Raw genomic sequence first — 11,773 nt, forward strand, 5'->3', positions numbered from 1 at the left:
GAGGTCACACCAGCCCGGCGACGACCTCCTCGGCGATCGCCAGGCTGGAGGTCGCAGCCGGCGACGGAGCATTGCGCGCCGCGGTCACCGGCCCCATCCGCTCGATGACGAAGTCGTCGACAAGCGACCCGTCCCGGCCGACCGCCTGGGCCCGCACCCCCGCGCCGCCGGGCACGAGGTCCGCGTCGGCGAGGCTCGGAACGTAGCGGCGGGCCGCATCGGCGAAGCGACGCACCGACAGCGAGCCGGCCACCTCCGCAACCCCCGAGCGCCAGTGGCGCGCCGCGACCCCTGCGGAGCCCGGCCAGGTCACGGTCTCCAGGAGGTCTCGGGCGTCGACGTCCCGCCAGCGGTAGCCCTCCCGGGACGCTGCCGGCACGGCATTGGGCCCGACGTCGACGGTGCCGTCGACCCTCCGGGTCAGGTGGATGCCGAGGAAGGGCAGCCGCGGGTCCGGGACCGGGTAGACGAGTCCGCGCACGAGATCGGACCGCTCGGGCGTCAGTAGGTGGTACTCCCCGCGGAAGGGCACGATCCGCGGGTCGGCGGAGCCGCCGGCCATGCGGGCGAGCCGGTCGACGTGGAGCCCCCCGCAGAGCACCAGCCGGTCGGCGGCGAGCCGGGTCCGCTCCCCCGCGTGGTCGACGAGCACCTCCACCCCCGAGCGAAGGGGGCGCATGCCCACCACCTCGTGACCGGTGAGGACCCTCCCTCCGGCCGAGACCACGTCGACCGCAAGGGCCCGCGCGACGGCAGGGAAGTCGGTGATCGCAGTGGACGGCGAGTGCAGGGCGGCGCGTCCGCGCACGTGCGGCTCCAGGTCGCGCAGCCCGTCCGGCCCGACCATGGCGGTGCCGGGCACGCCGTTGGCGAGCGAGCGCCGGTGCACCTCGGCCAGTCGGGCCTCGTCGGCCCGGTCGACGGCGACGACCACCTTGCCCACCTCGACGAAGGGGATGCCCCGCTCGCTCGTGTAGTCGCGCAGCAGCCCGACCCCGCGCCGGCACAGGCGGGCCTTGAGCGAGCCCGGTGGGTAGTAGACGCCGGCGTGGACGACCCCCGAGTTGTGGCTGCTCTGGTGGGCGGCGACCGTCGGCTCCTTGTCGAGGACGACGACCTCGGCGTCGGGCCGGGTCCGCTGCAGCTGGCACGCGGTGGCCAGCCCGAGGAGCCCGGCGCCGACGACGAGGGTGCGCGACGAAGGGGGCAGGTCAGTCCCCTCCCGTGCCGGTGCTCGTGACGGTGCCGCGGTGACCTCGGGTCGTCCCCGTCACCGCCTGGTAGTCCTGGGCCAGCTGGGTCTGGAACTCGACGGGGCCCTTGCTCGACATCGCCCGGAGGATGTCGTCGTCGGACTGGGCGGCGAGCAGGTCGGTGGACGCCCGGTCGACACCGTCGAGACTGCGGGCCTTGTCGCCGTCACCCTCGACGTACTGGAGGACGTCGTCGGCGCTCCACTTCTGGCTCGTGTCGATGTCGCTGCCCCGGTACCACTCGGGCGACTCGTTGATCTTGGTCGCCGCCTGCTCCGCGGCCTGGTAGCGCATGGCCTGGAGATCGGTCGAGGTGAGCGACATCGCGACATTCTGCCGCTGGGTGGGCTCGGCATCGGAGCCCTGGAAGAAGTTGTACTGCCGGGCCACCTCTGGGTCGACGTCGCGCTCGCGCAGGTAGTAGCTCGAGGCGTCCTGGTCCTTCACGCCGGCGGCGTCGTAGACGGTGGTGCCGCCGATCTGGGTGCGCCCAGAGTCGCCGGACCACTCGACGGTCTGCCGGCCGTCCGCGTGGTGCTTCGTCAGGCCGCCCGCCTCCCAGCTGCTGCCGTCGCTCCCGAAGGTCTTGTCCCCGAGCGTGAGGGAGGACCCCGTGGACCGCGACCCGGAAAATGCCTCGACGTCGGCGATGTCGGTCACGCCGGCGGCGTCGGCCGACGGCACCTTGCCGAGGATGAGGAATCGGGTGTAGGCGTCCTGCCCTTCGGGGGTCGACAGGTCGAAGGTGACGTCCTTGGCCGTCCCCTCGGTGAAGGATGAGTCGGCGGACAGGCCGACATTGGCCTTGTCGACGCCGAGACCCACCGAGCTCTTGGCCTTGTCGAAGTCGGCGTCGCCGACGCGGACGGTCACCTCGTCCCCTTCGCCACGGGAGACCTCGACGTAGCGGTCGATCCCGGACTCCTTGCCCATGCTCGCCATGAGGGCGGAGTACTCGCCGCCGAGCTCGTGCCCGGTGTACCAGGTGCTGCCGAGGCGGATCGAGGACCCCTCCGGCATGCCCAGGGGGTCGAGGGGGTGGATCGACGTGGGGTCGAGGCCGTCCGGGCCGGTGACCGACCAGCTCGTCTCGGTGCCGGCGAAGAGCTTGCCGTCGACACCCACCCGACCGACCTTGGCACTCGCCTCGGCGCTGAGCTCCGCGGTCCCGGCGACGGTGTGGGTCTGCAGGCCTCGCCCCTTGGCGTCGACGCCGGCGTCCGTGGTCGACGCGGTGACGGTGCCCGAGACCTTGACGTGCTTGCCCTTGGACTCCGACTGCGACACCGAGCCGGTGCCCTCCTCGCGACCGCCGGGCCGCCCGTCGATGATGTTGCGCGGCTCGGCGTCCGGTGGCGCGTCGTGCCCGCCACGGGGCTTGTCGAGGGCGGCGAGGAGCGGGTTGTCCATGCCGGACCCGCGACCGTCCCCACTGGTGAGCTTGCTGGTGACGTCCTTGATCTTGTCGATGGCGTCCTGCCGGTCGGGTCGGGTGCTGGTCCCGCCCGACCCGCCGCGGGCGCCGCCGCCGGACCCCTGGGTCTGCTCGTCGGCCTGGTCGCGCAGCTCGTCCGCCCAGGCGATGATCGTCGACCCGATCGACGCGATCGCCGGGCGGACCTGCGCCACGTCGGCGGCGAGGCTCTCGGCGTCCGGGCCGCTCCACGAGGCCTCGAGAGCCTGCGCGGCCGGGCCGAGCCTTTCACCGATCTTTTCGATCTGGGCACCGTTGCCGCGCAAGGCTTCTGCGATCCCGCGCAGTCGCTCGGCATCCGCGCCGTGCGTCACACCGCTCATGACTCCCCTTCGTCCGTGGTGCACCCAGCCTCACCCGCTGGCGGGTCTCCGGCAATGGGGAGTGGTCCCCGCGGCGGCGCTGTCCCGTGCGGGCGCAGGTCAGGCCGAGCGGGCGCTCGTGATGTCGCCGACCGGCCGGACGTAGTTGCCCGTGGCGGTGTGGTAGTCCCCCGCGAGGTCGCGCTGCACGACCAAGGGTCCGTCGCCGAGCATCAACACCCGCAGCATCTCCTGGTCGCTCTGGGCTCCCAGGATCGTCATGGTGGTGTCGCCCGTCGCGATGTCCCGGAGGTCGGTGCCCGCAGTATCCGGATGTTCCTCGAAGTACCGCAGCACGTCCTCGCTGGTCACGTGCCCGTCCGCCGCGGCCGGGAAGTTCGGGAAGTTCTCGGGGTTGGCGTTGACGATGGATGCGTGGGTGGCGGCAGCCTGGTACCTCATGGTGGCCAGGTCGTCATGGGTGAAGTTGATGACGACATTTTGATCGTGCGTCGGGGTGACGTCCTCGCCGAGGTAGTTGCGGTTGTACTCAGCCGCTGTGGTCGGGTCCACCCCCTCCATGCGGATGTAGTAGGTGTTGTCCTCGACCACCATGTTGCCGTCGGCGTCGAAGCTCGCCGTGCCGCCGACCTGCCTGCCCTGGGCCTCGCCGGTCCAGTCGAGGGTCGTCGTCCCGTCGGCGTGCGTGCGCTGCACTCCCCCGGCGCCCCACTCCGCGAGCGTGCCGCCGGCAGAGACGTCGCCCGCCGTCATGCTGAGGTCCACCGACTTCGAGGCGTTGAAGACGGTGAGGTCGGCGACGTCGACGACTCCGGGGGCGTCGGCCGCCGGGGGCTTGCCGATCATCACGTCGTCGAAGGTCGCGCGCCCTCCCGGGGTGGACATGTCGATCGTCACCTCCCGGGCCGTACCACTCGAGGTCTCGCTGGACGCGCCGGCCTTGACGTTGGCGTCCGGTGTCCCGAGGCCCAGCTCCGACGAGGACCGCAGGAACTCCGCGTCACCGACCTGGACGACGACCTGGTCACCGTCGCCCCTGCTGATCTCGACATAGCCCTCGGTGCCGAACTCGTACCCCGCGCCGGCCATGAGGCCGCGGAAGCGGGCCTCCGCGTCGAAGGCGGCGAAGTACTCCTCGCTGAAGCGGACGCTGACGCCGGGCGGCCAGGACATCGGGTCGTTGGGGTCGATGCTCAGCGGGTCCACCCCGACCGGAGCCGTCACCTCGTAGCTGGCCTCCTTGCCTCCACTGGCGCTGAAGCCCCCACCCGTCAGGTCGCCTCCGGCCTCGCCGGCGATGCCGGCCTCGGCCCGCACGCTCACCGTCGTCGTCTGGACGCTGCGCCCCTCGGAGTCGACGAACTCCCTCGACACCGCCACGGTCTCCGTGCCGGTGACCTGGCCCTTGATGACCTTGCCGCCCTCCACGTCATCGCTGTTCGACACGTATCCGGGCTGCTCCACCTCCCCCGGGTCGGTCTGGGGTCCGTCGCCGATCGCATTGGTCATCGCACCAGCCGGCAGGTCGAAGGGGGACCGCCCCTCCCCCGAGGTCATCCCCCCGACCAGGTCGCGGAAGCCCTGCGGCACACCCGTGATGTGCCGGCCACCACGGATGCCCTCGCCGTCACGCGCGCCGGGACGACCGGCGCCGCCCCCTTCGCCGGAGCCACGACGCTGCTCGTCCGCCTGATGACGCAGCTGGTCGGCGAAGGCCACGAGGGTCGACCCGGTGCGGGCCATCTCCGGACGCAGGTGGTCGGTCTGCGCGAGCAGGTACTCCATGTCGGGGCCGCTCCAGGACGCCCGCAGCACGGTCGAGGCGTGCCCCAGCGTCTCGCTCAGCTGGCCGATCTGCTCCGCGTGCCCCCGCATGAGCTCGCTGATCTCGTCGAGCCGATCCGGGTCCGCCCCGCTCGTCACACCGGCCATGCCCCTGCCCTCTCCCTCGCGTCACGTACTCGCGGGCATCCTGTCAGGACGGACCACGGCCCGGCGATGGGGAGTGCTCCCCTCCGCCGGGCCGTCCTGTCTGCTGCGTCAGCGGCGGCGGCGCGAGGTGCCGAAGATCGAGCGGGTGATCTCGCGCCCGATGACCGTGCCGGCCGAGCGCAGCGCCGACCTGAAGGCCGAGCTGCCGACGACCTTCTCGACGACGCCCGGCTCCTCCTTCGGCGGCGTGGGAGCCGTGGGCTGCGGTGGGGCGGCGGGCTCCCCCTTCGCCTCGTCCTGCGCCGGGGCGGCCTCGAGCTTGGCCGCGAGCTTTTCGTACGCGGACTCGCGGTCGAGGGCCTCCGTGTACTTCGGGGCGAGCGCGGAGCCGGCGGCCGTCTGCTCGAGCAGCTCTGGTGCCGACGGCGACATGAGGGACTGCGGCGCGCGCATCATCGTGTGGGCGACCGGGGTCGGTGTCCCCTTCTCGGAGAGCACGGTGACGACCGCCTCGCCGGTGCCCAGCTGGGTGAGCAGCTCCTCGAGGTCGTACTCGGTGTGCGGGTAGGTCTTCACCGCCGCCTTGATCGCCTTGGCGTCCTCCGGGGTGAAGGCCCGCAGCTGGTGCTGCACCCTGTTGCCGAGCTGCGCGAGGACGTCGGCGGGGACGTCCTTGGGGCTCTGCGTCACGAAGAAGACACCGACCCCCTTGGAGCGGATGAGGCGCACCGTCTGCTCGATCGCGTCCTGGAAGGCCTTGCTCGCCTCGTCGAAGAGCAGGTGCGCCTCGTCGAAGAAGAAGACGAGCTTCGGCTTGTCGACGTCGCCGACCTCCGGCAGGTCCTGGAAGAGGTCGGCGAGCAGCCACATGAGGAAGGTCGAGAAGAGCTGAGGCCGCTGCTGCACCGCAGGCAGCTCGAGGCAGGTGACGATGCCCCGGCCGTCGTCGGCGACCCGCAGCAGGTCAGCCGTGTCGAACTCCGGCTCGCCGAAGAAGACGTCGGCGCCCTGGTCCTCGAAGGCGATGAGCTCGCGCAGGATCACCCCGGCCGTCGCGCTCGACAGACCACCCAGCGCCTTGAGCTCCGCCTTGCCCTCGTCGGAGACCAGGTGCTGGACGACCGCTCGCAGGTCCTTGAGGTCGAGCAGCGCCAGACCCTGCTTGTCGGCGAAGTGGAAGACCAGCCCCAGGCTCGACTCCTGCGTCGCGTTGAGCCCGAGGACCTTGCTCAGCAGGGTCGGGCCGAAGCTCGTGATCGTCGTGCGGATCGGGACGCCTGTGCCCTGCCCGCCGAGGGTGAGGAACTCGGTGGGGAAGGCGGTGGCCTGCCAGTCCTGCCCGATGGAGGTCGTGCGCGCGGCGAGCTTGTCGCCCCCTTCGCCGGGGGTGGCGATGCCCGAGAGGTCACCCTTGATGTCCGCGAGGAAGACGGGCACACCTGCCGCGGAGAGCTGCTCGGCCATGAGCTGCAGGCTCTTGGTCTTGCCCGTGCCGGTGGCGCCGGCCACGAGACCGTGCTTCGTCAGGCTCGCCAGCGGCACACGCACCGGCGCATCCGGCTGGGGAGCGCCGTCGAGCACCGCCGCGCCGAGGTCGACGGCGGGCGCCTCGAAGGTGTAGCCCGCGCGGATCTGGTCCAGGTGTGAAGAGTCGGTCACAAGCCCGAGACTAGTGCGGCGTGCGGTGACCGCCCCTCTTATCGTGTCTGCGTGATCTTCCAGTCCGTCGGCGACGACCGGCCCTACCCCGCGCACGGGCGCGTGACCCCCCGCGACTGGGCCGACGTCCCACCGCGGCCCGTACGGCTCGAGCAGCTGACGACGACGAAGAGCTCGCTCAACCTCCACGACCTGCTCGCCGAGGACTCGACCTTCTACGGCGACCTCTTCCCGCACGTCGTCGTCTGGCGTGGCCGGCACTACCTCGAGGACGGTCTCCACCGCGCCCTGCGCGCCGCGCTGCAGCAGCGCTCGACCCTGCACGCCCGCGTCCTCGAGCTCGCCGACTGACACCGTCATGGCCCAGGACGAGTACGACACCCCCGGCGACGAGGGGCGCGCCCGGCGCCGACGGTCCGTCGTGACCTTCGCCGTCGTGCTGCTCCTGCTCTTCTTCGCGGTGTGGTACGCGCTGTCGTACATCCGCGCCGACCGGGCCAGCGGCAGCGCCTCGACGTCGACGAGCACACCGGCACCGACGTGCACGCGCTCTCCGTCGGACGTCGAGGTCAACGTCTACAACGCGACCAACCGCGACGGGCTGGCCGCCCAGGTCGCCCGCCAGCTCAAGGCACGTGGCTTCACCGTCAAGACCGTCGCCAACGACCCCAAGAAGGTGACCGTCGAGGGAGCGGGCCAGCTGCGCTACGGCCGGGCCGGCAAGCCCGACGCCGACTTCGTCGCCGGGCACACCGGCCCCCTGCGCAAGCTGCAGGACTCCCGCACGCGCACCACGGTCGACATCGTCCTCGGCCCGGACTTCGAGCGGCTCGTCCGCTCCAGCGACGTCACTGCCTGCTGACCCGCACCCCCGGCACGGGGCGCTCCTTTCGGTCAGGGGCGGGTCGTCGTCAGCTCGACCTTGTCGTCGCCGACGACGTCGCAGGTGATCGTCGTGTCGACGATCTGGAAGCTGCTGCCCTGGGTGCACGTGCTCTCCACGCCGCCGGCCTGGATGAGCGCCTCGCCACCCTGCTTCGCCGACACCAGCCGGATCCGGTCAGCCGACTTCAGCCCGTGGTCCTTGTCGTACGGCCGCGGGAAGTCGTGGAACTGGTCGCCCTGGATCTTGATCTTGCAGGTGTTGTCGGTGTCGCACTTCGAGCTCCACGTGTCGCAGGCGGCCAGTGGCAGGACCGCCACGACCACGGCGGCGGGGACGAGGGCTCGCATGATCTGACGCATGCCCCCAGACAACCAGACGCGGCGCGGTCCGTCCCGTCACGACCGTGTGACACGACGAAGGTCCCACCCGGCGAGCCGGGTGGGACCTTCGGTCAGCTGGCGGTGGCGGTGGGATTTGAACCCACGGTCGGCGTCAACCGACAAACGCTTTCGAGGCGTTCTCCTTAGGCCGCTCGGACACGCCACCGCGGAGCACAATACAAGGTCGAGGCGGTCTGCCCCCAATCGGGCGAAGGGAGCACCCCCTCCCCTCATCGCTGCGCGGCCCCGCGGTGCTCGGCGAAGAAGTCCAGGAGGAGGCGGGCGCACTCCCCTTCGCGCACCCCGCCGACGACCTCGGCGCGGTGGATAGATCGGCGGTCGCGCACGACGTCCCACACCGACCCGCAGGCGCCGGCCTTGGCGTCCCACGCGCCGAGGACCACCCTCGGGACGCGGGCCGCGACCACCGCACCGGCGCACATGGCGCAGGGCTCGAGGGTGACGACGAGGGTGCACCCCTCGAGGCGCCACTCCCCCTTCGCCTCGGCCGCGGCACGCAGGGCGACGACCTCGGCGTGACCGGTCGGGTCACCGTCCCGCTCACGGGTGTTGCGCCCTTCGCCGATGATCTCGCCGGCCGCGTCGACGACGACGGCACCGACGGGGATGTCGCCGTCGGCGACCGCCGCTGCCGCCAGCTCGAGGGCACGACCCATCCACGTCTCCTCCGCGGGGCGGGACGGGCGGGTGCGGTCGCAACTCACGGGACCAGTGTCGCGCACGGTAGTTTGCGAGGCATGCGCGTCATCGTCGCGGACCACCCGCTCATCGCCCACAAGCTGACCTACCTGCGGCACAAGGGCACCGACAGCCCGACCTTTCGCCGGCTCGCGGACGAGCTCGTCACCCTGCTCGCCTACGAGGCGACCCGTGAGGTCCGCACCGAGCCCTTCGACATCGAGACGCCCGTCGGCCCGACGACCGGGATGCGGCTGTCGACGCCCAAGCCGCTCGTCGTGCCGATCCTGCGTGCCGGCCTCGGCATGCTCGAGGGCATGGTGCGGCTGCTGCCGACCGCTGAGGTCGGCTTCCTCGGCATGCTGCGCAACGAGGAGACGCTCGAGGCGGTGACCTACGCCAACCGGCTGCCCGACGACCTCTCGGGCCGTCAGTGCTATGTCATCGACCCCATGCTGGCGACCGGCGGCACGCTCGCCATGTCGATCCGCTACCTCGTCGAGCGGGGCGCCGACGACATCACCGCCGTCACCCTGCTCGCGGCGCCCGAGGGCATCGAGGCGCTCGAGCGCGAGCTCGCCGACCTCCACGTGCCGATCACCCTCGTGACGGCGGCCGTCGACGAGCGGCTCGACGAGCAGGGCTACATCGTGCCCGGCCTCGGCGACGCCGGTGACCGGCTCTACGGCGTGGTCTGACCGTCACACCTGTCACATCTGCAACACTGGGGCGGATCCACGCCCCCGTGGACCCGCGCAGCGACCGCAGACGACGGAGAAGAACGAGCCCATGAACGCGCCGCCGATCAAGAAGATCGTCCTCTGGCTGCTCACGATCTTCCTCCTCTACGCCATCCTCACCTCGCCGACCGAGGCCGCCAACATCGTCGGCTCCGCCTGGGACGTCGTCGCCAACGGCGTGACCAACATCGGCAGGTTCTTCGACTCGCTCATCGCGAGGTAGCCGTGGCGGCGGAGGTCGGGCACCGGGGCCTGCGCAAGTACCTGCTGCCCGGCGAGACCCCCGTGGCCGAGATCCGCCACCACCGGATCGTCCTGCTCAAGCCCTTCGCGATCACCGTCGCGGCGCTCGCGCTCGTCGTCTGGCTCGACATCTCGGTCAGCGATGCGGGCAGCGCGATCCTCCCCTACCTGTGGTGGGCCTGGCTGGCCGTCGTCGGCTGGGCCGCCTGGCAGTGGATCGAGTGGCGGCACACCCGCGTCGTCGCCACCGACAAGCGGATCGTCCTCTTCGAGGGGTGGATCAACCACAAGGTCTCGATGATGCCACTCAAGAAGGTCACCGACATGGGCTACGAGCGCTCCTTGCTCGGCCGCATCCTCGGCTACGGGACCTTCGTCCTCGAGAGCGCCGGCCAGGACCAGGCGCTCTCGAGCATCGAGTTCGTGCCCGACCCCGACGACAACTACCGGGCCATCTGCTCGGTCGTCTTCGGCATGGGTGTCGTGGACGACGAGGACGAAGGGGGCCCCGCGGACGAGGAGCCTGCGTGGGAGACCTCGGCCGACTTCACCACCCGCCTCGGCGTCGTCGACGGCGTCTACGTCGGCGGGCCGCCGCCGGCGGCCGACGGGTCCGCAGTCGGGCACGGCGCCTCCATCTACCGCAGCCGCGACCTCGTGCGCGAGGACCGCGACGCCGACACCGGCGAGCTGCCGCCCTACGACCCCGACGCCTACTGACGCCCCTCCCCCCTTCGTATTTCCCTACGGAAATCGCACCCCCCGGGCGCATCTCCCTAGGGAGATGCGCCCGGGGGGTGCGATTTCCGTAGGGAAACGTGCAGGGAGGGTAAGCGGGGTCGGGCGGGTCAGGCGGGGTCGGAGTCGCGCATGCGGCGCAGCGCCGTAACCGCCTCCCAGCCGCAGATGACGACGATGCCGACGGCCACGGCCGGCAGCAAGACGCTCCAGTCCTCGCTCCACCCGAAGGTCTCGTGGAACTGCGCCGGCAGGTCGGTCAGCAGCCGGTCGGTGAGCAGCAGCCAGACGAGCGCCACACCCGAGACGACGGCGCTCACCAGGCTCACGGCCGCGAGCGGGGCGGACCAGCCGCCGCGCGCCCACGCCGCCACGGTGACGAGGACGTCGACGGCGAGGAAGCCGATGATCAGCCCCTGCCAGCCCATACCCAGCGCCGGGTCGAGCACCTGGACGGCGTGCTCGCCGACTCCTCCCCACTGCCACACGCACAGGCCGATGACGACGAGGGTCGAGACGACCTCGAGGAGCATCTCCGCCATCCCGGCACGACGCGCGCGGTCGGCTGGGTCCGCGAGCTCGTCCGGGTCCCACGTGCCGACGAGGCCCTGCTGCTCGCCGGGGCTGCCGTAGCGCTCGGCGACCGCGAAGACGAGCGTGGTCCAGAAGACGACGTGCACCGCCACGTGGAAGGCGAGCGCAGCACCCTCACCGACGATCTCGCCGAAGCCCGCGTCGCTGCCGAAGGCGTGCGCGACGACGGTGCCGAGCACCGCGAGCGGGACGAGGATGACGAGCAGCAGCCGGACCAGCCGCACCCACGAGGGGAAGTACACCGGCCCGACGAGGTGGTTGGGCCGACCTCCGTACTCACGGGCCAGGACGTCGGGGTCGCCGAGACCCACGATCGTCTCGCGTTCGGCCGCAGCCGGCGCCTCACCGGCAGCGACCTTCCCTTCGACCGTCTCCTCGATCGTGCCGCGCAGCTCGCGGGCGACGTCCGGCCCGGTCTCCGGCGGGAGCTGTCGGGTCACGGTCCACACATATCGGTCGGTCAGGCTCGTGCCACTCATGACTGGTCTCCGTCCAGTGCCGCGACCGCCGCATCGAGCGATCGCCATTCGGTCATCAGGTGGGCGCGCAGGTCGGCGCCAGCCGGGCTCGTGCGGTAGAACTTCCGCGGCCTGGCCTCGTCGGTGTTCCACTCGCTCGTCAGCAGGCCCTGCTTCTCCAGGCGCCGCAGGAGCGGGTAGAGCGTGTTGCCGTCCACCGCGAAGCCCGCGGTGTCGAGCGTCTCGAGCAGCGCGTAGCCGTAGCGCGGCTCGTCGAGGATCGCCAGGGCGGCGAGCACGACGGTCCCCCGCCTCAGCTCCTGCAGGTGCCCTGCGAGCAGTTCATCGTCCATGCGTCACACTCTAGTGTGTGACGCACAGTATTGTCCATGGC

13 protein-coding genes and 1 tRNA gene are annotated in these 11,773 nt (G+C 71.4%); 5 read left to right on the forward strand and 9 right to left on the reverse strand.

Annotation, left to right across the window (positions count from 1 at the left end; all coding sequences use genetic code 11):
- Nucleotides 1-4: 4 nt before the first annotated feature.
- The 4 genes from lhgO to CWN80_RS09190 all read right to left on the reverse strand — a co-directional run bounded on the left by lhgO (nucleotide 5) and on the right by CWN80_RS09190 (nucleotide 6,641).
- Entirely contained in the window at nucleotides 5-1,210 is a 1,206-nt protein-coding gene (lhgO, locus tag CWN80_RS09175; protein WP_040881290.1) for an L-2-hydroxyglutarate oxidase, read from the reverse strand.
- 1 nt (nucleotide 1,211) lies between these two features.
- A complete protein-coding gene (locus tag CWN80_RS09180) occupies nucleotides 1,212-3,050 on the reverse strand; it encodes a hypothetical protein (RefSeq protein ID WP_007927690.1) in 1,839 nt (612 codons plus the stop codon).
- A 99-nt stretch (nucleotides 3,051-3,149) separates the two neighbouring features.
- Nucleotides 3,150-4,982 carry a hypothetical protein gene (locus tag CWN80_RS09185; RefSeq protein WP_128277195.1) on the reverse strand — a complete coding sequence of 611 codons (1,833 nt, stop codon included), beginning with the start codon at nucleotides 4,980-4,982 and terminating at the stop codon, nucleotides 3,150-3,152.
- 108 nt (nucleotides 4,983-5,090) lie between these two features.
- Entirely contained in the window at nucleotides 5,091-6,641 is a 1,551-nt protein-coding gene (locus CWN80_RS09190; RefSeq protein WP_007927693.1) for a helicase HerA-like domain-containing protein, read from the reverse strand.
- 51 nt (nucleotides 6,642-6,692) lie between these two features.
- Between CWN80_RS09190 and CWN80_RS09195 the strand changes: the two genes are divergently transcribed.
- Together CWN80_RS09195 and CWN80_RS09200 are read left to right on the forward strand one after the other, a co-directional pair.
- Entirely contained in the window at nucleotides 6,693-6,992 is a 300-nt protein-coding gene (locus tag CWN80_RS09195) for a type II toxin-antitoxin system VapB family antitoxin (RefSeq protein WP_128277196.1), read from the forward strand.
- A gap of 7 nt (nucleotides 6,993-6,999) precedes the next feature.
- On the forward strand, nucleotides 7,000-7,503 hold the full coding sequence (locus tag CWN80_RS09200) for a LytR C-terminal domain-containing protein (RefSeq protein ID WP_007927695.1): 504 nt from the start codon (nucleotides 7,000-7,002) through the stop codon (nucleotides 7,501-7,503).
- Nucleotides 7,504-7,535: 32 nt separating this feature from the next.
- On the opposite strand, the gene CWN80_RS09205 is transcribed toward CWN80_RS09200, so the two are convergent.
- The 3 genes from CWN80_RS09205 to CWN80_RS09215 form a co-directional block, all read right to left on the reverse strand.
- A complete protein-coding gene (locus tag CWN80_RS09205) occupies nucleotides 7,536-7,886 on the reverse strand; it encodes a hypothetical protein (protein ID WP_007927696.1) in 351 nt (116 codons plus the stop codon).
- A gap of 97 nt (nucleotides 7,887-7,983) precedes the next feature.
- A tRNA-Ser gene (locus CWN80_RS09210) sits at nucleotides 7,984-8,073 on the reverse strand.
- A gap of 64 nt (nucleotides 8,074-8,137) precedes the next feature.
- Nucleotides 8,138-8,584, reverse strand: a complete 447-nt coding sequence (locus CWN80_RS09215) for a nucleoside deaminase (protein ID WP_007927697.1) — start codon at nucleotides 8,582-8,584, stop codon at nucleotides 8,138-8,140.
- 81 nt (nucleotides 8,585-8,665) lie between these two features.
- Between CWN80_RS09215 and upp the strand changes: the two genes are divergently transcribed.
- The 3 genes from upp (at nucleotide 8,666) to CWN80_RS15560 (ending at nucleotide 10,309) form a co-directional block, all read left to right on the forward strand.
- The gene (upp, locus tag CWN80_RS09220) at nucleotides 8,666-9,304 is read left to right on the forward strand and encodes a uracil phosphoribosyltransferase (protein WP_007927698.1); all 639 of its coding nucleotides are present in this window, start codon (nucleotides 8,666-8,668) and stop codon (nucleotides 9,302-9,304) included.
- 91 nt (nucleotides 9,305-9,395) lie between these two features.
- On the forward strand, nucleotides 9,396-9,569 hold the full coding sequence (locus tag CWN80_RS15555; RefSeq protein WP_007927699.1) for a hypothetical protein: 174 nt from the start codon (nucleotides 9,396-9,398) through the stop codon (nucleotides 9,567-9,569).
- 2 nt (nucleotides 9,570-9,571) lie between these two features.
- Nucleotides 9,572-10,309: a PH domain-containing protein gene (locus CWN80_RS15560; protein WP_007927700.1), complete on the forward strand. Its 738-nt coding sequence runs from the start codon at nucleotides 9,572-9,574 to the stop codon at nucleotides 10,307-10,309.
- Between the two features lie 128 nt (nucleotides 10,310-10,437).
- Here the strand turns inward: CWN80_RS15560 and CWN80_RS09230 are convergent, their stop codons facing one another.
- Entirely contained in the window at nucleotides 10,438-11,400 is a 963-nt protein-coding gene (locus CWN80_RS09230) for a permease prefix domain 1-containing protein (protein WP_040881291.1), read from the reverse strand.
- The gene (locus CWN80_RS09235; RefSeq protein ID WP_007927704.1) at nucleotides 11,397-11,732 is read right to left on the reverse strand and encodes a PadR family transcriptional regulator; all 336 of its coding nucleotides are present in this window, start codon (nucleotides 11,730-11,732) and stop codon (nucleotides 11,397-11,399) included. Before CWN80_RS09235 ends, CWN80_RS09230 begins: the two co-directional genes overlap by 4 nt.
- Between the last annotated feature and the right edge of the window lie 41 nt (nucleotides 11,733-11,773).

The organism is Janibacter hoylei PVAS-1, from assembly GCF_004025845.1.
Classification (GTDB): Bacteria; Actinomycetota; Actinomycetes; order Actinomycetales; family Dermatophilaceae; genus Janibacter; species Janibacter hoylei.